Source organism: Acidobacteriota bacterium (genome assembly GCA_038040445.1).
GTDB lineage: Bacteria > Acidobacteriota > Blastocatellia > UBA7656 > UBA7656 > Onstottus_A > Onstottus_A frigus.
The window spans coordinates 26,686-49,058 of the sequence record JBBPIG010000021.1 but is presented as its reverse complement, the minus strand read 5'-3'; the positions used below and the strand labels follow the sequence as shown (position 1 = coordinate 49,058).

The following is a 22,373-nucleotide window of genomic DNA, read 5'->3' as shown; positions in this document are numbered from 1 at the left end:
GACAACCTGCGGTACATCTCACTGCACAACCGGTCCTCGTGTGGGGTCTTCGATGCACACGCCGAGTTGAAGGCTTGCCAAAACGTCGTCCCAGACCGGCGCGCAACGTGCTCGATCATCTTCCCAGAATTCCATTGTGATCAGCGGCTGAATCCCAGACCCACGGCCGAGGCACATGCGCGATCGGCAATCCCGCTGCTGTGCCGGATCGATGAAGGAAAGCTCTACCCACACGAGTTCCAGATCCTCGTGCTTCACTTGATGGGTCTCACTTCTCGAATAGATTGGCCGCGTATCGCCCTCCATCGCCACCTTGAGCATTTCCGAAACGGGCAAACCGCTCAAGTCAACAGGCGGCAGCCGCATGTACGAGACGGCCATACAGCAATCGTCATCCGGAGGTTGTTTGTCGTAAAACTTGATCGAGTCATCGTCCGGAATGACCACCCAGTCTTCCGGGAATTCCAGGCGCAGGGCGCCGCGATCCGCTACGAAGATTCGCTTGCCGGGCTTGTGTCTCCACCCGTGACTCTTCTTGAGCTCGAGTTCTTCTTTGTCCCAGTTTGCCATAAGTAATTCACCGCTGATTGTCGCGGCCTTCGGTTCGCAGATCGACACAGATCAGCGGCGATTCTCCCGCGCTCACTTGCTCCCGCCCTTCGGGGTGAAGGAAGTGACCACGCCAGCCGAGGTTAGCGCGCGACGCATTTCCTCCGGTATGGGCGTGGACTTGAGCGTGCCGTCTTCGTTGATGCGCGCGTATACGCGGGTCGCCGTGCCTTCGGTTACGGGCGCGCCGGTCAAAGTGAGCTTGGCGCTGCACTCCCAATGCAGGGTCCGCTCTCTCATCTCCTTGAGCACGAGCTTGAGCGTCACACGATCTCCGTAAGCCGCCGGTCCGATGAACCGAAAATGAATCTCACCCATCACGAACGTCGTGCGATCGTTCTGGATCATTTTGTCGATCGGGTAGCCGAGCGTTCTAAACAGCTCGTGCTCGGTGTCGTTGAACCACGCGAGCATTCGCGGATAATAGACCAGACCAAACGGGTCCGACTCGCCCCAGTTGACCGATATTTCGCGCCAATACATCATCCTGCGTCAGTCCTTGTCTTAATTCGTAATCAGCTTTGCGTTCTCGCGGCTTTGCGTTTGAAAGTTCAACGCAAAGAAGCCAAGTCGCAAAGCACGCAAAGGCGAATCATCGCGGCGGAATCAATCGACGGCGGCCATCATCGCTCATCGAGATTTCCGGCTCATCCCGATTCACTCGATCCCACAGCTTGCACGTCACCTGCTTGTGCATCTGATCCAGCCCTTCACAGTAGTTGGTGAACACGCAACGCCGAATCTCGTCTCCCCGCCCCAGGCGAATCTTCAAGAACCAATCCGGGTCCGCGAGCGATTGCCGCGCGGCGGCTATGATATCAGCTTCACCGTCGCCAAGAATAGCTTCAGCTTGCTCGAAAGTCGCAATTCCGCCCGAGGTCACGACCGGGGTCGTCAAGCCCGCTTCATTCACTGCTCGCTTGATCGCCGCCGCGAGCGGCACATTGCGCCCGAATGGACCCTGCTCGTCTGAGAGCACCGTCGGCATGCACTCATAGCCGCTGCGCCCGGTGTACGGGTAAACCGCCTGTCCGATCTTCGGCTGCTTTGCATCGTCAAACTTCCCGCCCTTTGACACCGAGAGGTAATCGAAGCCCGCACGCGCGAATTCGACGCCGAAGTACACAGCATCTTCAAGGTGACTGCCATTTTCGATTGCTTCGTCGCCGAGGAATCTAACACCCACCGTATAGTCGCCTCCGACTCGCTCACGCACGGCGCGATAGACCTCAAGCGGGAGCCGAACCCGATTCTCTCGAAGACCGCCGTAACCGTCGAGGCGATCGTTCTTCGCGCTCAAGAAGGACGCCATCGTGTACGCGTGCGCGTAATGGAGCTCGACTCCATCGAAGCCGGCCGCGCGCGCGCGGCCGGCAGCCGCTGCGAAGATCTGGGGCAGCGCCCGGGGCAAGTCGCGGATGTGAGGCAAGTCCACATCGGTGACTCGCTCGCGATAGCCGTAACGCAGCGATTCAAGCTCACGCTCGTCAAGCACCTGCTCCAGCAACTCATCAGTCGCGGTATTCAGATAAGCGCGAATGTCCCCTTCGCTGGCTTCGAGCCAGTGCATATCGCGGGTCGCTTCAGCGAGCGCTACCCGATGATGTTGGTTCATTTTAAAGAAGCGGGCGAAGTACGTGTCTCTAGCCGGACGGCGCTTGACTGCCAGGAAGTCGATTATCTGAATGAACAGCCGCGTGTGCCCGCCGCTTTCGCGCCTGACAGTTTGAACCAATTCGCGCAAGCCCGGAATGAAACGGTCGTGCCCGATTCGAAGAAGGGGACCGCTGGCGATGTCGCGAATTCCCGTAGCTTCAACGACGATCGCGCCGGGACGCCCGGCTGCGAACCTTCCGTACCACTCGATGATGTTTGGAGTGACGAATCCGTCTTCAGTGGCTCGCCAGGGGACCATTGCCGGGACCCATGTGCGGCTTTCGAGCGCGACCGATCCCACCGCGATCGGAGAGAAGAGCCGAGACCGAGCCGCTTGGTCCTCAGAGGGCCAGCGAGCGGGAAGAATCGGGTGCTTTACTGGATTCTTAGGGTGCCACATGGCTGCTAGAGGTCAGAAGTCAGAGGTCAGAAGTCGGAAGGCAGAAGGCGGAAGGCAGAAGGCAGAAGGCAGAAGGCAGAAAGCAGAAGTCAAGTTTTCAGCACTAGCTTTTAGGCGGTCGTCTGACAGCAATTACTCGCCATCATTGCTTGCGATTTCTAGCTACTGACTTCTGACCTCTGACTTCTGACCTCTGACCTTTGACCTCTGACTTCTGACCTTTGATCTCTGCCTTCTGCCTTCTGCCTTCTGCCTTCTGCCTTCCGGCTTCTGCCTTCTGCCTTCTGCCTTCTGCCTTCTGGCTTCTGACTTCTGACTTCTGACCTCTGACTTCTGACCTCTGATTTCTGACTTCTGACTTCTGACCTCGGCCTTCTGCTCTCCAGTTGTCGTAGGCCGCGATGAACTCGGGGTCACGTTGCTTCAACTTTTCGTAGTCGATCTTCTTGCTTCGAGTCATCAGCTTGTAAGCGAGAGGAATCGGATCGAGGTGCATTTCTTTCTCGGCAGTTTCAAAGGAGAGCAGGCTCGAATAAGCGGCGTCTTGATACTCGTCGACGATCGGCTTCCTGACTCTTTGAAACTCGGCGAGGGTTCGTTCGACATCCTTCCCCGCTTTGAAGCATTTCGCCAGCGCAATCGAATCCTCGACCGCCAGCTTTGTGCCCGACCCGATCGAGAAATGCACCGTGTGAAGCGCGTCCCCGAGCAGCACGATGTTCTTATGGTGCCATTGTTTGTTCTTCACTAATGGAAAGTTGAGCCAACGGACAAAGTTGTTGGACAGCAGGGGGTGCCCGCCCAGATCGGGCTTGAATACCTCGGCAAGGTATTCACAAGTTTCCGGGTCTGACTGCCAGTCGAACCGAGCGTTCCGCCATGTAGCTTCGCCGCACTCGACGATGAACGTGCTGGTCGTGTCGTTGAACTTGTATGCATGCGCGATGAACAGCCCGGCTTCGTGCTGGCGAAAGGTCAGCGTCAGGCCATGAAACAACTGATGAGTGCCAAGCCAGATGTACCGGTTCTTTCTCAGATCAACCGACGGTTGAAACGCGCTGAAAGCTCCCCTGACGAAGCTGTTTGCTCCATCCGCCCCGACCAGCAGATCGAAAGGCGCGAGCTCGTTGAGGTCCGTCGCGTCAGTGTTGAATCGAAGATCGACGCCGAGGTCGAGGCATCGCTTGTGCAAGATGTTTAGAAAGGCGAGGCGCTCGATTCCTGAGAAGTTGTTTCCGCGAATGGTGACTTTCTGGTTTTTGTGAACGACGTCTACGTTGTCCCATCGCTGACAGGCCTTGGTGATCGCTGCAAAGGACTTCTTGTCATTGTCCTTGAGGTAAGAGAACGTCTGATCCGAAAAGACTATGCCCCAGCCGAAAGTATCATTTGGGCCGTCGCGTTCGAGGATGGTGATCTCGTGCGCCCGGTCCAGCTTCTTCATCAGGATTGCAAAATAAAGGCCCGATGGCCCGCCACCGATGATGGTTATTTTCATTATTCCCTTGATCCGATCCTTCCGGGTGAGAGCGATGCCAGGGAAGGTAAAAGGCAAAAGGTAAGATGAAAAAGTGAAGCGCCGGATTCTGCCTTTTGCCTTTTACCTTTTTCCTTTTTCCTTTTCTTCACTGAGGTATTATAGCGAATGCATTGGCCGCCGCGCCTGTCGCTCCTCGCAATCGAGGCGGATTTAGAATAAGAGCGAATTCGTAGACCTTTCGTTCGGCCAGCACATTTGAGAGCTCTTCGAGGTTTAAGTTCTCGACCAGATAGATTCCGTTGTCAGCGATCAGAATACGGTGGCAGGGGAAGATCGTGCCCTTCTGAGGAACCACCTCGTAGCTCATCTGATCGTCGCCGGTCAAAAAAATCTTCTTGCCCGCGAGCCAGCGAGCCGCGCTTTCACCAGGCCCCGGTCTCAACCCCGAGTATTTCGCGCGGTCCGCCTCGAAGAACCTGCCGTACCCGGTCCTTATCAATACCGAATCTCCCGGTTGAATTTCGACGCCTTCGGCTTTCGCGGTAGCCTCGAGGTCTTCGGCGGTGATTTCATACGCCGCCGCGAGCGCGTCCATGTTCTTGAAGCGGGCGACGTCGAGCAGCACGGCGCGATTGATGAAGCGCTCCTTCGGATAGGCTTCGATCCCCAGGGTGAGCAGTCCTGTTGCGCCTTCACTGGCGGCGGCATCCGCGCCGCCGAACAATTTCATGTTGTTCGAGATGTGACCGAGCGCGTCGATGTTAGGCGAACCGTGTTGCCCGCTAAAAAACATCATGTCGGCGGCGAACGCGATTCCCCCGGGAATCATGCCGCTCGTTTGCTTATGGCTTGTCTGTAGTCCGATTGTGAACGGCGGATTCAGACCCAGCAGCGGCGAGTTGCGATCCCAGACAAAATTGAGCTCGATCACACGGACTGCCCTGAGAGAGCTGATCAGGGACGTGGTCGCTTTCTTTGTGTCCTGTTGGGCGAGCGCCGCAACGGGTAAGCAAGCAACTGCAAGCACCGCGACGACAATTAAGACAATTCTCTTTTTCATCAGTCCCTCTCTGAACGCGCAAAGCCCAGCGCTACGGCTCCAAGCGCGATGATGACCAGGCCTGCCCCAATTGCAGCGACTGCCTGCGGTATGATACCTCGATCCAGCGTCTGCAATATGACGCCAAGCGGAAAGGTCACCGATCCGGCGACCAGCAACCACGCTAACAGCACTCGACGGCCTTCCGTAAAGCCTACGCGGTCGAAGGCGACACCGAAGACGATTAACAGCATCGCCAGGCCTATCCAATGCGAATGTACATCGACCGAGCGAACATAGTCGAATTGTGTGTCCGCGTAAGTTTGAAGCGACGCGTGCGCAGCGATCAAGTCGCCGCTCGCACCGTGCGCGAAACCTGTGGCAAGCGAGCTGCCGATTTTCCCGAGAGCCTGGTGCTCGACGAAAAAAGCATAGTACAGGCCAAAGCTCATGTGTGCCTTTGTGGTTCAACTCCTCCCGCTCAGAAAGTAAACCTCGCCGCGAACTGAATCTGCCGCGGGTTGAAGATCGCTCGCGGGTTTCCGTACGCCGGGTTGAGCGCTCCCTCGCCGAAGGTCGGAATCGGTCCGAGCAGCGGGTCGTTGATCGTGCTGTTCGCCGGATGAAAGATCGAGTCGCCGTAGACCGTGTTGAAGAACCTGACGTTCAGCGTGTTGAGCAGGTTAAATGCTTCAGCGAGCAGCTCCAGTTTCTTCTTCTCGCGAATCGTGAATGAACGCGATAGCCGCACGTCCACGGTCTGCAGGTGGTCACCCTCGAATGTGTTTCTGCCGTCGAGACCGACCCGGTCATTCACCCCGAACACGTCCCCGTTGGCATCGAACCCGGCGAACTTGGTGAAGCGATGCGGGGACTGGAGCGTCACGATGAAGCTCAACTGGAAATCACGCACCAGCGCATTTGCGTCGCCCGGTGTACTCAGCGTGGCATTCGCGATGAAGCGATGCCGGGCATCATCGGAAGACAATGCCCGCTCTAGATCGATGCGCGCCGAGTTGACCGGGATCAACACAAAACTCGGATTCGGCCCGTCGTCGATGGCCTTGGAAAAGGTGTAGCTGATCCCAAAGTTCACTGCCTTCTTGACGCGCTGACTCATGCTGATCAGCAGTCCATCGTAGGTTGAGTTCCACCGCGAGTCCGCTTCAAAGAAAACGCCAAATTCCGGATTGCGGAACCCGGGAACCGCGACTCGTCGATTCAGCAGGCATGGACGGCAAAACGAAACAGGCCGCAGCGCGGCATAATCCGGCGTGCCGGCTTCCGTGGTTCCGCTCGGGTCGGGCTGATTGACGTTGAAGAAGCTGCCGAGGTGAACGCCTCGAACGCGTAGATATGTAGCGCTGAACGCCGTGCCCTGCGCCGGCTGAATCTCGAAACCAAGACTCATCTGAATTCCATACGGCGCTTGATGATCTCTTGCGAATCGAACGATGGTCGCCTTCTGCGCGTCGCCTCCCGGGCCGGGCGCGAACCGGGGATACACACCGGTCTTAACGCCGGGACCAATCAAGGCGGCGAGCGCCGTATGCATAGTGGCCGGATCAGCGCCGAAGGCAAACAGCCCGGTCGTCGAATTCAGATCGTCTTCCTTGTTCTCGCGCCCCGGATATTTCTTGGGGCCCCCGCAAGAAGGAATCTGGCACGCCAGCAGCGGAGAGGGAATCGTGCCGTGAAAAATGCCGGCGCCGCCTCGAATCACCAGGTTCCATTTCGTGGCCGCGTTGAAGGCGAATCCCGCGCGCGGGTCGACGTTGTTCAGATCCTTGTCGAGCGCCTCCTTCGGCCAGGTTTCGAACTCATAGCGCAGTCCGAGGTTCGCAGTCAGGCGGCTGCCGATGTGAATCTTGTCTTGAATAAAGAACCCATCGTAGGTGTGATCCAACACTCCCTTCGCTTGATTGCGCACCGCTGCGGGAATCCGGTTGTTGAGATACGCCGACGTGTCCAGCGTCGGCTCATCGAAATTCGGCGCGCGGAATCGCTGGAAGAAAATTACGAACGGATCGCCGTTGAGCAGGTCGGGCAAGGATGCGAAGGTGGCTTCAAACGGGTAGAACAGAGGAAACGATTCGGTTGTCCGCACGAAGTTGTAGTTGCCGCCAAATCCGATCGTGTGGCGTCCGCGTGTCAGAGTCACGTTGTCGACAATCTCGAACCGGCTCTCTTTGTAAAAGTCGGGATTCCCGCGATTGACTCCGATGGCAAACGTGTTAGCGACCTCGAGATGAGGCTGGGTGCTCACGGTCGGAAAATCAAACGAGCGATGCGCGAACTGGGTGCGAAGCTCGTTGAACAGGTTGGGTGTAAACGTCGACATCAAGTTCCCCACGACTGATTGATCGCGCAGGAAATTGTTCTTGAACCCGGACGGCAAATCGAAGCCGTCGTTCAACGGAGAGACGTTAGTGTAGCGCGCGTCGTTGAAGAAATAGCGGCCGGTCAACGTGTGCCGTTTGCTCAGGTTGTGATCGAGCTTGAACAGAAAATTATCCGAATTCGAGTCACGCAGCACGTCGAGGTTTTCCGCCGGCAATGCGTAGCGGGTGACTTTGGCCTGATTGATGGCGCCGATGTTCGCAAGCACGGTGGAGTTGTAAAACGGCGATTCACTCCGGCGCTGCGCCTCGAAGTTGAGGAAAAGGAACGTCCGGTCCTTCTTCAACGGCCCGCCCATCGCACCGCCGTACTGATTCTGATGAAGCTTGTTCAACCCTGGTGAAGCGAGGATGCTTTTTGCGTCAAGCGCGTCGTTGCGGAAGTACTCGTACATCGAGCCGTGTATTTCATTTGTCCCGCCCTTGGTGATGATGTTGATGATGCCGCCGACCGCGCGGCCGAACTCGGCGCTGTAGACCGTGTTTACGACACGGAACTCCTGCACCGCGTCCTGTGACGGCGTCGTCTTCTGAATCCCCGATGCGGTCGATATGTTGTCGGCTCCGTCGATCGCGACGAAATTGTAATGAATGTTTTGGCCGGCGAAGGAAATCTTTGTGACCGGTTCAACGATGACGTCGGTGCTACCCGAGGTGGTATCGCCGATGGTCACACCTGGCGCGAGCAACACGAAGTCGATGAACTGTCGCCCGTTTACCGGCAAGCTTACGATCTGTCGCTGGCTGATCACGGAACTGACCTCGGTGCGCGTGGGCTCGGCGATGGTATCGGCGGCTTCGACGTTCACTTGCTCGGCGACACCGCCGGCTTGCAAAGCAAAATCCAAAGTCGCGGTCTGACCGATCACCAGGGTGACTTTCCTCGAGTCACGACGGAATCCCTGGCGCTCAACAGTGACCGTGTACTCGCCGACTGGAAGCAGCGATATGCGGTATTCGCCGCTGTCGGATGTGAGGGCCGATCTCGATAGCCCGGTGCTTGAACTGGCCGCGGTAACATTCGCTCCCGTCACGGCCGCGCCGGAACTGTCGATTGCACGTCCTTCAAGCGTGGCGGTGATCGTTTGTGCGTGAGAGGACGCGCAGACGGAAGCCGCCAGAACACAAGCTGCGAGGGTGATAGTCAATCGGGTGCGATTCATAGCTTCAACCTCCATCGTTACTTCCTGGGAGCGCAGGCATCCCTGCGTGCTCTTTTTCCAGGGGTTTTCTCAGCAAGCGGGGACGCAGGCAGGGATGCCTGCGCTCCCAGGTCGTCCTGCTTCTAAGCCAGTCGCTCGCCGCGCGTTTCGCGCGCAAAGATAAGAATGAAGATGCCAAGTATGTAGATCAGACTCACCGCGCTCGCCGCTTTTGCGTAAGACCCGAAAAACCCAACCAGCGCGCCGGTGATGAGCACGCCGCCCGCCGTCACGATTCGGCCGAGATTGTAGCAGAATCCTACCCCGGTCGTTCGTACGCGAGTTGGAAACAGCTCCGGAAGATAAATCGGGAAGCCGCTGGTGATGCCCAGCGTAAAGACGCCTACCAGCGGGAGCAAGACGAAAATCTGTGTGATGCCGGTCGTCATCAAGAACGTCACTGGAAACAGAATCACGCCCCCGATGAAGAAAAACAAGAATGCCGCGCGCCTGCCGAAGCGATCAGCCAGCGGCCCGAATCCGAGATAGCCGAACAGCGAGCCGCCGTTGAGCAGCATCACCGCGTAGGTGGCGTACCTGTTCTGATCGGCGGTGCTGAGCCCCTCTCGAGCGCCGGTCTCTCGGATAACTGACGGTATCCACATCGTCGCGCCCCACAACGCCAGCAGCACGGTGAACGCGAGCGCTGAAGCGACGAGAGTGTCGCGGCGAAGCTTAGGGCTGAACAGTTGCTTCAGCGTGAATGCGTCAAGCTCTGTCGCCTTGTGCCGTCCTTCAACTTTGGCGAGCCTGCGTTGATCTCGGACCTCGACCCAACGCTCAGGTTCTTTGACCATCAACCGAATGAACAACACGAAGATCGCCGGAACGGCTCCAACAAGGTAAACGTATCGCCACGACCCGGCGTCGACCGCGCGAGTGATCAATGCCGCGAAGAAATAACCAAACGCAGCGGCCGATTGCAGCATCGCGCCGGCTTTTGCGCGAAGGCGATCGGGCCACACCTCGGCCACCAAAGCGGCTCCAGCAGCCCATTCGCCGCCAAGGCCGAGGCCGGTGATGAAGCGGCAGGCCGCCAACTGCTCCCAACTTTGCGCGGCTGCCGACAACCCGGTGAACAGCGAGTAAATCAGTATTGTTATCGCGAGCGCTTTGGTGCGTCCAATGTAGTCGGCGATTATTCCGAAGCTGATTCCTCCCATCGCCCAGCCCAGCAGCATCACCGAAAAGACGACGCTGCTATAGAAACCGATCGCCGCGTCGGTTGTCCCCGGACCCATCAGCTCGGTCATCGACGGCTTTTGAACCAGAGAGAACAGCGTTCCGTCCATGCTGTCAAAAACCCAGCCGAGCCAGGCGACCAGCAACACCATCCACTGATAGCGAGTGACTTCACCCGTCCACGCGAACAGCGAAACGCGAGCCTTTACCGGTGTTGGTGGATCTGGAGACTTATCAGAGGCGAGCGGGTGCGGGCCGTCTGTCATTTGGTGCCAGGCGCCTTTCAATGGGTGATCAGAAGCAGCGGGATTATATGCCGATCAACTTTGGCTTCAAAGGAAAAATCGGCCGCTCTCGATGGGAAAGGTCTTGACGGGAAAGGTAGCAATTAGAGCGTTGTCGAACTCAAGGGTATGCACAGAGCCAAAGCGCCGCAGATGACACGTCCGTCCGAGCTCTTGATTGAGGGCGGCGCGGTCCAAAGTGCAAACCCCGGTGCACCTTGCCGTTAGCAAGCTCGCTTTGCTACGATGCGCCCCTACAGTGGAAGCCCACTGCACCACATCATCGCCGAGAGGACCCAAACATGAAACGGCTTATTACGACCAGCTTTATTGTGCTGACAATCTTAGTTGCCATGATTCTGAGCGCGACCGTGACCGCTAGCAGCCCGCAACAAAAGGCGGGAGCTGCGACTGCTACTTCGGCTAAACCCGGGCGCGATCCGAATCAACCCATCGACGAGGAATACACGAAGAAGATTAGAGAATACACCACCGAGACGTTCTTCAGCTCCCCGCTCGTCGATTACCTCCCGGCGTCAAAGACCGTGCCCACTCCTAAAGCGGTGCTCGGCGACGTAGCCGGCGCGCCCGGCAAGCTGCCTTATTCCCACGAGGTCTATCAGTACATGCGCATGCTCGAGAAGGCCAGCCCGCGTGTGAAGGTTTTCTCGATCGGCACCACCGAAGAAGGCCGAGAGATGATTGCAGTCGCCGTCACCTCGGAAGCCAACATGTCGAAGCTCGAAGAGAACCGCGCGCGCCTCGCCAAGCTCGCCGATCCTCGCACGATCAACATGGACGACGCCGAAGGGGAAAGGCTGGTCGCGGCTTCAACGCCGATCTATTACATCACCGGTACGATTCACTCGCCCGAGACCGGCGCCCCGACGGCGTTGATGGAGCTGGCGTATCGGCTGGCAGTCGATGAGAGCCCTTACGTCAAAGCGATCCGCGACGGCGTCATCACCCTCATCACTCCTGTAGTCGAAGTGGATGGCCGCGATCGGCAGGTCGATGTTTACAACTGGCACCTCGCGCACCCGAACCAGAACTGGCCGCCGCTGGTTTATTGGGGACACTACGTCGCTCACGACAACAACCGGGACGCGATGGGCATGACGCTCAAGCTAACGCAGAATGTGGGCAAGACCTTCATGACGTGGAAGGCCCAGGTGCTTCACGATCTGCACGAGTCGGTGCCCTACCTGTATGACAACACCGTGGGCGACGAGCCCTACAACGCGTGGCTCGACCCGATCCTCACCGACGAGTGGCAGTTGATGGGATGGAACAACGTTTCCGAGATGACTAAGCTCGGGATGCCAGGCGTGTTCACTCACGGGAACTTCGACACCTGGTCGCCGGGCTATCTGATGTTTTTCGGCGCGACTCACAACGGAATCAGCCGCCTTTACGAAACATTCGGCAATGGCGGAGCCGATACTGTCGAGCGCACCCTGTCGCCTCAAGAGTATTCGCGTACCTGGTACAAACAGAACCCGCCGTTACCGAAGACGAAATGGTCTCAGCGAAACAACAACAACTACCAGCAGACGGGATTGCTGACGGCGCTTTCGTACTTCAACGCCAACAGCAAGCTCTTCCTGCATAACTTCTACCTGAAGAGTAAGCGCTCGATCTTGAAGCCAAAGTCGGAAGGGCCGGCGGCTTACGTTTTTCCTGGTGACGATCCGAGGCCGGGCGGGCAAGCCGAGTTGCTGAGGACGCTTCAGCTTCAGGGCTGTGAAATCTCTCGCGCGACCGCGCCGTTTTCAGTCACAGTGAAGAAGAAGAAGAAAGCTCCGCCAAGCGGAGATCGGAACGCGCCGGCCGCGGACCAGAAGCCGGCAGATGATCAGAAGAAACCGGAGCCAACAACTGAGACTCGCCAGTTTCCGGCTGGCAGCTACGTCGTGCGGATGGACCAGCCTTACAGCCGCATCGCCGATATGCTGTTGGACCATCAATACTGGAGCCCGAACGATCCGCAGAAGAGTATCTACGACGACACCGCGTGGACGTTTGGTGAGATGGGCAACGTGCAGGTTGTGCGGGTCACGGATGTGAAAGTGCTGGACGCGGCCATGCAGCGGGTCAGCGGTGACGTGCGAGCGCCGGGCGGGATGAAAGGGAGCGGCTCGGTTTACGTTGTGAATCACAACACCGACAACGCGCTGATGACGCTGCGCTACCGCTTTAAGGAAGCTGCCATGGAAGCCGCCGAGGAGACGTTCGAGGCTGGGGGGCAGAAGTTCAATCGCGGCTCGTTCATCATTCGCAACGCGAACGGACCCGAGTTGGAGCGCGCGGCTTCAGAGCTTGGTTTGCAGGTTCTCGCCGTCGAGTCGGCGCCGTCCGTCAAAACTCATCCGATAAAAGCCGCGCGCATCGCGATGATGCATACGTGGTTAGGCACGCAAGACGAAGGCTGGTGGCGGCTGGCATTCGACAACTTGAAAATTCCTTTCGACTACATCAGCACGCAGGACGTCGCCAAGGATAATAACCTGAATTCGAAGTACGACGTGATCCTGTTCGCTCCGGTCGGACGCGGCAACCCGATGTCTATCATCGAAGGCATGCCGATGTGGGGAAATCCTCTACCGTGGAAGGTCACGCCTCAGACGCCCAACCTCGGCAAGACCGATGAAACCGACGACATGCGGCCAGGGCTTGGATGGAGCGGCGTCTCGAACCTTCAGAGCTTTGTGCGCAGCGGCGGGCTGTTGATCAGCGTGATGGACACGGCGAACTTTGCAGTCACGCTGGGATTCACTCCCGGCGTTTCGATTACGCCCGCGCAGAAATTGAAAGTCACCGGCAGCATCTTGCGGTCGAAGTTCGTCGACTCGGCGAGCCCGATCGCTTACGGCTACGGCGAAGCTCTTTCGATCTACTCGTACGATGGCCCGATCTTCAACGTGAGTAACATGGTTGGCGGAGGCCGCGGCCGCCGCCGCTTGCCTGAAGATCGCGAGCGGGCAACCGGGCGCGGCTCGGCTGACGATCCTGACACGCCTCAAGGCAGGGCCCCCGTCGAGGCGCCCGAAGAACCTCGCCCGGAAACCTGGCAAGCGTTTCCGGTAACGGACGAGCAACGCCGCAACGGCATCAACGTGATTCCGCCTCAGTATCGCCCGCGAGTTGTGTTGCGCTACGGCGATGCCCGAGACTTGCTCGTCTCCGGCCTGTTGGATGGCGGGGCCGAGATAGCTCAACACCCGGCAGTGATAGATGTACCGCTGGGCAACGGTCACGTGGTGGTGTTCTCGAACAACCCGATCTGGCGCGGCGAAACGCAGGGGAGCTACTTCCTGGTGTTCAATGCGATTTTGAATTTCGACAGCTTGAATGCGGGAAGGAAGCTTGATGAGAAGTAGGTTGAAATCGCCGGCTGCTCGATGACGAAGCTTGCTTACCGGCAGAGACGCGGGGACAGCGCAGAGCATCTTGAGTCTTCTCTGTGTGCGTTCTGCGATCCTCGGTCTCTATGGTGAAGGCTGGCCGCTTGCTTTCCCGGATGCAGACGCTGATATGGTATAGTAATCTCCGATTAGAACGAGAAGGGGAAATGGCATGAACCGGGAAACGCCAGCAAAGAAGAACGGGCAACCGGCAAAGCGGCGACCCAAGCGGCGCAAACAACCCGCGCCGGAGCTTCCAGAGAAGACGCGCAAGCTGATCCTGAAAGCCTTCCGTTTGACTTACGAGGCTCATCATCCGAAAAGCTCCTGATGCCCGTCTACACTTTCGACACGTCCGTGATCATCGCGTACAAGGTTAGAGAGCTGCCGCCCAATCTTTTGCTGTCAGCGGTAGTGATCGCCGAATTGACCTCCGGTTCCGTAGATGACTCTACGCGGAAAGCCTACGAAGCAGTTCGACGCGACGCTTTGAAGCACGACGCTCTGATCGTGCCCACGGCCGACGACTGGCTCACCGCGAGTCGGGTTCTCAATTGGCTCTCGCGAGGCCGTAAGAAAAAGGCCGGTGGGAAAGCGCCCAGGTTGGTTTCCGGTGCGAGCCAGCGAATGTTCCTGGACGCACTGATAGCCGTGAGTTCGCGCCGCGCCGGCGCGACGTTAGTGACGAACGACTGGGATGATTTCAAAGCGATCCAGTATTATTGTCCCGTCAAACTCATTCGCGGAACTGATTTCTTTAGGTAATGTATGGTCAACTTCCTTGCCGCGCCTCCGTTGTAGAGCGACGCGACGAGAACACAAAACGAAAGGACAAAAGTCATGAAGAAACTAATCGGCTCAAGCCTGGCAGCGTTGTTGGTAGTCCTCGGTGGCGCGGAGGCGCAGACGCTGTCGCAAGCCGACCTCGACCGTGCGCTTCAGTATCTGGAGACCACTAAGAAGAACATAGTAGACGCGACCCGCGGGCTGTCCGAGGCGCAGTGGAACTTCAAGCCCTCGCCTTTCAAATGGTCAGTCGCACAAGTGGTGGAGCACATCGCCGTGACCGAAGACCTGTTGCGACAGATAGCCGAAGGCCAGATCAAGACGGCTCCTCCTGTTCCGGATCGCGACTTTAAGAAGACAGACGATGCGGTGCTTTCGGTTGTGCCGGACCGCTCGAAGAAGTTCCAGGCGCCCGAGCAGTTGCGGCCGAAGAACCAGTTCGGCTCACCCGAAGCCGCGCTGAAGCACTTTCTGGAGAGCCGCGCGAAGTCAGTCGGGCTGCTCAAGAACACTCCCGACCTGAGAGCGCACGTCGTCGACGGCGGGCAGTTAGGGAAGATCGACGCATACGAGCGGATACTCTTCATCGGCGCGCACAGCGAGCGTCACACGAAGCAGTTGCTTGAAGTCAAAGCGGACCCAAAGTTCCCGAAGCAGTAGTGCGCCGACTGTCACTTGTAGATGTCACGGCGGTGACCCACGTGCAGGACTGTCACCGTCTTAGATCAGGATGTCATAGCTCATCGCGCTGGCTCTCGATCTCCGCAATCGCCTGCTCGAAGGTTATGACCTCATCTGGCTCGGCTTTGGCTTCGTCGTAGGCGCTTATCGCTTCGAGTTCTTCCAGGGCGTCCAGAACCTTCTGATACTCCTCAATATCGAGCAGCACGGCGATTCGACTGCCGCTTTCATCGATCACGTAGCGTTCTTTCAGTTCGAGGGACATCGTGACCTCCAAAGCGATCTTATATCATTCGATTGAGAAAGTAACAACTTGAGACTCTGGAGGAATCCCAATGCTCGGACTCCAGTCACTTCAGCTTACTCTTCTATCTTGAAGACGATTGAAACAGTGGTGGCGGTTGATTGCTCGACCAGCGGGCTTACCCTTGCTCGCTGATTGCCTCGCTTGACCAGCAGATCCTTGATTACGGCCGCGGCTCGCCTAACCTTTACAGGATCATATTCTGAGCCCTGGGATAAATCGATTTTCTGGTTACGCCATTCTTCACGAACTTCCGCCTGAGTAGGCAGATCAATTCCTTCGTAAGCGATCTCCTGAATGAGCGGCCGCTCCAGCACTTCGAAAGTGACTATCTTACCTCGGCGGAGTCCGTCCTCCGCGTATACCTTCACATCGAAGAAATGCCCTGTTACAAACAGAGCTCTGAGTGCACGATCAAGCTGGTCCGCCCTATATGAATCGCCTTTCCGAGTAGCGATCCAGGACTTGATCGTCGATGCTGGAATTCGCCGGTTGCCGCGTATGATCACGCGTTCGATGAGTTGTGACTCAGGCGGCTCGCGGCTATTTGCTTCCTGAGCGGATAGCGTTGTTGCGGTTAGTAGACCCAGAAAAACGACGGTGCTGATCTTTTTCATATCGCGGACCTCCTGTGTGTCTTGAGCCATCATACTTCAGATTGTGACTGGTCCTTTGTTGCAGCAAGATTCTTAGGGCGGTGGAAGGGAAGGAGCCTTGCTGCTCGTCTTCAGGTATGTTCCGTCTGGCTCGACATTGAACCCAAACCCGCACCCGAGTATTGATTCTTCTTGTGTGACGATCACTTTATTCGAGCGGAACTCGAACCTTATCACACACGGATCCTGTCCATACTTGATCTTCACAATCGCAGTTCGTCCGGTAAGCGGGACCGTTTCGTCGAAGCTACCAACATTACGCGTTTCCGCGCGTTTCTTTGTGTTCGGCCAGTAGCCGGCGAAGCTGATCCGTACCTTGTGATCGGGCAGTTCAAGGACTTCCAAACTGTTGATCACATAGTTATAGGTTCCGGTGACGGCTGGGGTCTGAACTCGCTTCCCGGCCTTTTGATAGCCGAAGCTTTCCAGGTGCGGGAGACACACTAACAGGAGGCCGAAAGCGAGCGATGTTCGAAGTGATCTTTTCATATCATCATTCTATTCCCGCGCTATTGCCGCTGCCAGGAAAATGTTGCGTCGCATTGACTCGACGAATCATTGGGAGTAGTTATTCCGCAGACCGGATTCGAAAGGACGGACTATGAACCTCATCCGCTTGATCAGGGAAGCATCGGCCGAAGTCGATCTGAAAAGGACCTACGACGCGATCGTTGTCGGGTCGGGTGCGGCTGGCGGAATGGCGGCGCACGTTTTGACTTTGCATGGAATGAAGGTGCTGATGCTCGAAGCCGGGAAGAAGCTCGACATCGATAAGGAACTCAAATCGACCGAGTGGCCTTATGAGCACAAGAGGCGTGGTGAAATGCCGCCCGACTCTCACGCGCTTTCGTTGAACGAATACAACATTCGTCAACCGCCTTACGCCACCGACTCAAAGTCCGCGCACGTCTACTCGTACGTGCAAGGCTGGGGAGGCTCGGACTACAGCAAGAACATCGTCGTCGATGAGCGCGATCATCCGTACACCGGAACCAACTACGCCTGGGTTCGCGCGCGATGTCTGGGAGGCAAGACGAACATCTGGGGAAGGCTTGCGTTGCGGCTCTCGGACCTGGACTTCAAAGCGAAGAGTCACGACGGCTACGGCGAGAACTGGCCCATCTCGTACAAAGACATCGCGCCTTACTACGACAAAGTCGATCTCTATCTGGGAATTTCCGGCGTGAAGGAGAACCTGCCGCACCTTCCCGACAGCATTTTTCAACGCCCGATCAAGCTCGCTCACGCCGAGCTCAAGCTGCGGCAGAGCTTGAAGAAGATGAACCGCGTGCTGACGCCTTATCGAGCGGGCGTGACTACCGACGGGCTGAAGCATAACAAGTATCGCAGCAGGTGCTTCGGCCGCGGCGCGTGCAATCGGCGAGCGGGCGGCTGCGACATCCACGCGGCTTTCGATTCACCAACGGGATTGATCCTGCCTGCGATGGACACCGGCAACCTCACGCTCAGGACCAACTCGATCGCGCGCGAAGTGATCGTCGACAAGAAAACCGGCAAGGCGAGCGGCGTTGCTTTCATAGACTCCGAAACGGGCAAGTCCTACGAAGCAAAGGCGAGGGTCGTGGTGATCGCGGCTTCGACTTTGGAGTCTGCGCGGCTGATGCTGCTGTCGAAGTCGAACGCACATCCCACCGGCATCGGCAATTCGAGTGGGCACGTCGGCCACAACTTCTGCGAGCACCTCATGGGATCGCACATAACCGGCCTGGTGAAAGACCTCGTCGGCAAGCCGCACACTCTTGATGACGGCAAGCCTGGATCGTTCTACCTCGCTCGGTTTCGCAATCTCAGCGGTCGCCATCCGAATTTCATTCGAGGTTACGGATTCGAAGGCAGCTCCGGTTCATCGATGTACCCCGGCAATGCTACTTCGACGCCGGGATTTGGATCGAGCTACAAGACGAAGGTGCGCGACTACGCAGGCGCGTTCATCTCGATGGGAGCGTTTGGAGAAGTGCTTGCCCGGTACGAGAACCACGTCGACCTCGATCCCGTTGTGAAGGACAAGTGGGGAGTTCCGGTGCTGCGGTTCCATTACAAGTTCGGCGACAACGAAAAGAAAATGGCTGAAGATATGACGTACACGGCTCAGGAGATGTTCACGGAAGCGGGCTTCGAGATCGTCGATCTGAGCCGAAGGGTCTTAACCGAAGGCTGGTCGATTCACGAACTGGGAACTGCGCGCATGGGAACTGACCCAAGGACGTCGGTGCTGAATCAGTTTCAACAATCGCACGACGTGAAGAACCTGTTCGTTGTGGATGGCAGCAGCCACGTGAGCGCTTCGTGTCAGAACCCAACGTGGACGATTATGGCTCTGGCATGGAGATCCTGCGATTATCTGGCTGACCAGTTCAAGAAAGGGAATCTATGATGGCTGAAGACAACAAACAGATTGACTCGATCGTCGTTGACGGACACGACGAACTCACGCGCCGCGAGATGATCAAGCTGGGCGGGAGCGCGGCGATTGCGGTGACGCTCGTCGGCGTGGACTCTGCCGCTCAAGCCTCGCAGGACAAATCGCCTTTGTTCTTCACGAAGCACGAATTTGCGCTGGTTGACGAGTTGACCGAGTTGATCATTCCCGCCGACGATCATTCGCCGGGCGCGCGAGCGGCTCTGGTAGCCGGTTACATCGACTTCAGATTGTCGGAGTCGTTTGAAGAAAACCCAAGAACTCTCTGGCGCGACGGGTTGAAATTGATCGAGCAGTTGTCTCAAGAGATGCACGGCAAGTCTTTTCTGGAGTCATCCGAGGAGCAGCGAATCGCTTTGCTGACTCGCATCGCGCAGAACGAAATGAGGCCGGTGAAACCTGAAGAGATGTTTTTCAGAGAGCTGAAATCACGGACGGCGCGCGCGTACTACACTTCGAAGATCGGCATTCACACCGAGATGGAGTACAAGGGCAACACCTATTTGAAGGAGTTTGCCGGCTACGACGCAACATAGTTGGCTGGCGTGACCACGGCTTGAACGTAGAGTAAGCTACGGAAGTCGTGGATTATGGGTTTCGCGCTAAGGACGCAAAGTTTCTCGCAAAGACGCGAAGTAACCGAGTCATTTCTTCGCCGTGGTTTCTTTGGCCATTACGTAGCTGCGCCGGGTGAGCAGTCCGATCTTGCCTTCTCGCTTTTCTATTTCGGGAGAGAGCTCCACGCGAATGCGGCGGCGTTTGCTGTCTCTCGCCGTGTTCGTGGGCGAGTACGCCAGCGAGTAGCTCGCCGAAATGTTATCGACCAGCCGACTGAGCGTAGGATCTATCTTTGCAGGCGGAGCGCCGGTCAGTTCCCCGCCTGTCTCCTCGACGAACATCTTTAAGCTTCCCGTGCGCAAACCGAGATGACGAAGAAAGCTGGTCGGCTTGCCGCGAATGCCTTGTTCGATTCGGCCTCCCAGGCTCTGCACCAGAATACCCGATACTACAGCGCCGGACTCGAGCACGGAAAGAAGCGCCTCCTTTTCGGAGATCTTTGAGAAGTCGATGCTGGCTTCGAGGCTCGTCAGTACTATGATGGCGCGGCGTCCGGCTGGATTGGCTGCCTTTTTCATGTACTCCGAAGCTTCGTAGATCCCCGCGTTGAAATAGTGTTGCTCACTGTGATGCTGACGCTCAACAGCCATTATCTTGTCGGCGATAGCCTGGCGGTCGCGAGTGAACGGCTGCACGAGCGCGACCTTATTTGAGAAAGTCATTATCGCTACTTCGTCTTCGGGTTTGAGATGGCTGATGGCGCTGATGGTTGCGGCGCGAATCTGTTCGTTGAAGGCATTGACGCAACCGGCGCGGTCTACCAGCAAGACTACCGACACCGGGAGTTTGTCTTTGCTGAAATGGGAAATTGGTTGGAGCACACCGTCCTCGTAGACCAGGAAGTCGTTGCGGTTAAGGCCGCCGATGACTCTCCCGGTCTTTTTCTGAACCGGCAATACATCGACCAGAACAAGATCCGCGCGGAGCTTGAGCTGGTCTTCGGACAGGGTTTCTTGCGGGAACGGATCGAAAGCCTGAACGGGAAGAATGGATGCGAGAGCGAGAATCAGGAGAACCGCTTGATACATTGTAAAAACCGCCAAACAGAGATTCTCGCTGGTATCGTCCGGTCGATATGATACACGGTTTCCTGACGGGCCGTGAAGAGCAAGCCAGGGACAACGCAGTTGTGCGCGATTCGATGCGAACTAACCTTGACTCATGACTGCATCGAGTCCAGGAACTCGGAATTCGCCTTGGTCTTGCTGAGCTTGTCGAGCAACAGCTCCATCGCCTCAGTGGGAGAGAGCTGCGAGAGCACTCGGCGCAACACGATGATGCGGTTGAAGTCCTGCGTCGCGAGCAATAGCTCTTCCTTCCTGGTGCCCGACTTGTTGATGTCGATCGATGGGAATATGCGCTTCTCTGTTAGTTTGCGGTCGAGGTTGATTTCCAGGTTGCCCGTGCCTTTGAATTCCTCGAAGATCACGTCATCCATTCTCGAGCCGGTGTCGATCAGCGCGGTGGCGATTATCGTGAGCGATCCACCCTCTTCGATGTTGCGGGCGGAGCCAAAGAATCGTTTCGGCTTCTGAAGCGCGTTGGAGTCGATGCCTCCCGAGAGTATCTTGCCGGACGGCGGAACAACCGAGTTGTGCGCGCGCGCGAGCCGTGTTACCGAGTCCAGCAGGATGACGACATCGCGTCTGTACTCGACCAGTCGCTTCGCCTTTTCGATCACCATATCGGCAACCTGCACGTGGCGCGTCGGCGGTTCGTCAAAGGTCGAGCTTATGACTTCGCCGTGCACCGAGCGCTGCATGTCGGTGACCTCTTCGGGCCGCTCATCGATCAGCAACACGATCAGCGTCACCTCGGGATGATTACGGGTTATCGAGTTGGCGATATTCTGAAGCAGCATGGTCTTGCCGGTGCGCGGCGGAGCGACGATCAGCGCGCGCTGGCCTTTTCCAATCGGCGTCATGATGTCGAGCACGCGGGCAGCAAGGTTCTCGGGGTCGGTTTCGAGCTTCAGCTTCTCATTTGGATAGAGCGGCGTCAGGTTGTCGAAGAAGACGCGATCACGCGCCATCTCAGGCGGCTCGAAGTTGATGGCCTCGACTTTGATCAGCGCGAAGTAGCGCTCACCTTCCTTTGGCGGCCGGATCTGTCCCGAGATCGTATCGCCGGTACGCAGGTCGAACTTGCGAATCTGTGACGGGCTAACGTAGATGTCATCGGGCCCGGGAAGGTAGTTGTAGTCGGGCGCGCGCAGGAAGCCGAATCCGTCGGGCAGAGTTTCAAGCACGCCCTCGGAGAAAATCAACCCTGACTTTTCGGTCTGCGCTTGCAGGATCTTGAATATTATTTCCTGCTTTCGCATGCCGGTGGCGCCGGGAATGTCGAGCTCTTTTGCTATCTGGGTGAGCTTCGAGATGGACATCTCCTTAAGCTCACCGATGTCCATCAGTTGATCAACGTCTTCTGCCATAACTGTCTGATTGCCTCGTTGGTTAAGATGCCGCGCGCGAGTCGGAAACCATCTCGTGGGCGCGGCGCGCGGTTTTGTCAGTGGATTGTCAATTGCGGATTTCGGATTGCGGACTTGCAATACTGGCTTCGAGACTTCAGATGGCGCACAGGAACCGATGGCTCTTTCAATCCGCAATCCGCAATCTGAAATTCGCAATTCGAGTTGTGATTTCTTTCCAGATACGGGCCGCCCCACGGCCGGTGACCGCCGAATAAGCGACAAGCTCGTTACTGCCTAAGACCGCCGACGCGCGACTGAGACTGGCCCTTAACTGATTGCTGCTGAGCTTGTCAGCCTTGGTTGCAACGATGATGAATGGCTTTCCCCTCGCCTCAAGCCACTCTTTCATCAGCAGGTCTAAGTCGGTGGGCTCGTGCCGCGAATCGGTGATGAGAATAGATAGCACAAGGTTTGGCCGGGTTGCAAGATATTTCTCGACCATCGGACCCCAGTGCTTCTTCACGTCACGGGGCACTCGAGCGTAACCATAGCCGGGCAGGTCCACAAAATTAATCGCGTCGTTTATCGAAAAGAAATTGATAAGCTGCGTTCGCCCTGGCGTCGAACTCGTGCGCGCCAACCCTCGCACGCCTAACAGGCTGTTCATCAAACTGGACTTGCCGACGTTGGACCTTCCCATGAAGGCTATTTCTGGCCGGCCGCCGCGCGGGTAGTGCTCGGGGCTGGTCGCGCTCTTTACGAAAGTGGCGCTGGTGATCTTCACGGGCTATGGGTCCTATGCGACCAATAGGACCGATCA

General features: G+C 57.1%; 19 protein-coding genes. 5 read left to right on the top strand and 14 right to left on the bottom strand.

The genetic code is table 11. From position 1 onward, the window contains the following. Window positions 1–18: 18 nt before the first annotated feature. The 8 genes from AABO57_20720 to AABO57_20685 all read right to left on the bottom strand — a co-directional run bounded on the left by AABO57_20720 (window position 19) and on the right by AABO57_20685 (window position 10,233). The gene (locus AABO57_20720; protein MEK6288150.1) at window positions 19–570 is read right to left on the bottom strand and encodes a hypothetical protein; all 552 of its coding nucleotides are present in this window, start codon (window positions 568–570) and stop codon (window positions 19–21) included. A 72-nt stretch (window positions 571–642) separates the two neighbouring features. Next, window positions 643–1,095 (bottom strand): thioesterase family protein, encoded by a 453-nt coding sequence (locus tag AABO57_20715; GenBank protein MEK6288149.1) that lies wholly within the window; start codon window positions 1,093–1,095, stop codon window positions 643–645. Between the two features lie 106 nt (window positions 1,096–1,201). Beyond that, window positions 1,202–2,524 (bottom strand): NADH:flavin oxidoreductase, encoded by a 1,323-nt coding sequence (locus tag AABO57_20710; GenBank protein ID MEK6288148.1) that lies wholly within the window; start codon window positions 2,522–2,524, stop codon window positions 1,202–1,204. A gap of 283 nt (window positions 2,525–2,807) precedes the next feature. Continuing rightward, window positions 2,808–4,163 carry an FAD-dependent monooxygenase gene (locus AABO57_20705; protein ID MEK6288147.1) on the bottom strand — a complete coding sequence of 452 codons (1,356 nt, stop codon included), beginning with the start codon at window positions 4,161–4,163 and terminating at the stop codon, window positions 2,808–2,810. Window positions 4,164–4,290: 127 nt separating this feature from the next. Further along, entirely contained in the window at window positions 4,291–5,205 is a 915-nt protein-coding gene (locus AABO57_20700) for a cyclase family protein (GenBank protein MEK6288146.1), read from the bottom strand. Further along, entirely contained in the window at window positions 5,205–5,636 is a 432-nt protein-coding gene (locus tag AABO57_20695; protein ID MEK6288145.1) for a hypothetical protein, read from the bottom strand. Before AABO57_20695 ends, AABO57_20700 begins: the two co-directional genes overlap by 1 nt. Window positions 5,637–5,665: 29 nt before the next feature. Beyond that, window positions 5,666–8,746 carry a carboxypeptidase regulatory-like domain-containing protein gene (locus tag AABO57_20690; protein MEK6288144.1) on the bottom strand — a complete coding sequence of 1,027 codons (3,081 nt, stop codon included), beginning with the start codon at window positions 8,744–8,746 and terminating at the stop codon, window positions 5,666–5,668. A 122-nt stretch (window positions 8,747–8,868) separates the two neighbouring features. Further along, the gene (locus tag AABO57_20685) at window positions 8,869–10,233 is read right to left on the bottom strand and encodes an MFS transporter (GenBank protein ID MEK6288143.1); all 1,365 of its coding nucleotides are present in this window, start codon (window positions 10,231–10,233) and stop codon (window positions 8,869–8,871) included. A gap of 320 nt (window positions 10,234–10,553) precedes the next feature. On the opposite strand from AABO57_20685, the gene AABO57_20680 reads away from it, so the two are divergent. From AABO57_20680 to AABO57_20670, 3 genes are all read left to right on the top strand, one after another. Beyond that, on the top strand, window positions 10,554–13,631 hold the full coding sequence (locus AABO57_20680) for a M14 family zinc carboxypeptidase (GenBank protein MEK6288142.1): 3,078 nt from the start codon (window positions 10,554–10,556) through the stop codon (window positions 13,629–13,631). 354 nt (window positions 13,632–13,985) lie between these two features. Beyond that, window positions 13,986–14,420, top strand: coding sequence for a PIN domain-containing protein (locus tag AABO57_20675; GenBank protein MEK6288141.1), 435 nt, complete (start codon window positions 13,986–13,988; stop codon window positions 14,418–14,420). A gap of 75 nt (window positions 14,421–14,495) precedes the next feature. After that, window positions 14,496–15,101, top strand: coding sequence for a DinB family protein (locus tag AABO57_20670; GenBank protein MEK6288140.1), 606 nt, complete (start codon window positions 14,496–14,498; stop codon window positions 15,099–15,101). 73 nt (window positions 15,102–15,174) lie between these two features. Here the strand turns inward: AABO57_20670 and AABO57_20665 are convergent, their stop codons facing one another. The 3 genes from AABO57_20665 to AABO57_20655 form a co-directional block, all read right to left on the bottom strand. Then, on the bottom strand, window positions 15,175–15,387 hold the full coding sequence (locus AABO57_20665) for a hypothetical protein (protein MEK6288139.1): 213 nt from the start codon (window positions 15,385–15,387) through the stop codon (window positions 15,175–15,177). A gap of 95 nt (window positions 15,388–15,482) precedes the next feature. Beyond that, complete coding sequence (locus AABO57_20660) at window positions 15,483–16,043, bottom strand: POTRA domain-containing protein (protein ID MEK6288138.1); 561 nt, start codon at window positions 16,041–16,043, stop codon at window positions 15,483–15,485. Window positions 16,044–16,115: 72 nt separating this feature from the next. Then, a complete protein-coding gene (locus AABO57_20655) occupies window positions 16,116–16,571 on the bottom strand; it encodes a hypothetical protein (GenBank protein ID MEK6288137.1) in 456 nt (151 codons plus the stop codon). 112 nt (window positions 16,572–16,683) lie between these two features. On the opposite strand from AABO57_20655, the gene AABO57_20650 reads away from it, so the two are divergent. Both AABO57_20650 and AABO57_20645 read left to right on the top strand, forming a co-directional pair. Continuing rightward, window positions 16,684–18,477 carry a GMC family oxidoreductase gene (locus AABO57_20650; protein ID MEK6288136.1) on the top strand — a complete coding sequence of 598 codons (1,794 nt, stop codon included), beginning with the start codon at window positions 16,684–16,686 and terminating at the stop codon, window positions 18,475–18,477. After that, window positions 18,477–19,058 (top strand): gluconate 2-dehydrogenase subunit 3 family protein, encoded by a 582-nt coding sequence (locus tag AABO57_20645; GenBank protein ID MEK6288135.1) that lies wholly within the window; start codon window positions 18,477–18,479, stop codon window positions 19,056–19,058. Before AABO57_20650 ends, AABO57_20645 begins: the two co-directional genes overlap by 1 nt. A 108-nt stretch (window positions 19,059–19,166) precedes the next feature. Here AABO57_20645 and AABO57_20640 read toward each other — a convergent pair whose 3' ends face one another. From AABO57_20640 to yihA, 3 genes are all read right to left on the bottom strand, one after another. Then, window positions 19,167–20,168 (bottom strand): VWA domain-containing protein, encoded by a 1,002-nt coding sequence (locus tag AABO57_20640; GenBank protein ID MEK6288134.1) that lies wholly within the window; start codon window positions 20,166–20,168, stop codon window positions 19,167–19,169. Between the two features lie 131 nt (window positions 20,169–20,299). Next, the gene (gene rho / locus AABO57_20635; GenBank protein ID MEK6288133.1) at window positions 20,300–21,547 is read right to left on the bottom strand and encodes a transcription termination factor Rho; all 1,248 of its coding nucleotides are present in this window, start codon (window positions 21,545–21,547) and stop codon (window positions 20,300–20,302) included. Between the two features lie 190 nt (window positions 21,548–21,737). Next, entirely contained in the window at window positions 21,738–22,337 is a 600-nt protein-coding gene (gene yihA / locus AABO57_20630) for a ribosome biogenesis GTP-binding protein YihA/YsxC (GenBank protein MEK6288132.1), read from the bottom strand. Window positions 22,338–22,373: the final 36 nt, after the last annotated feature.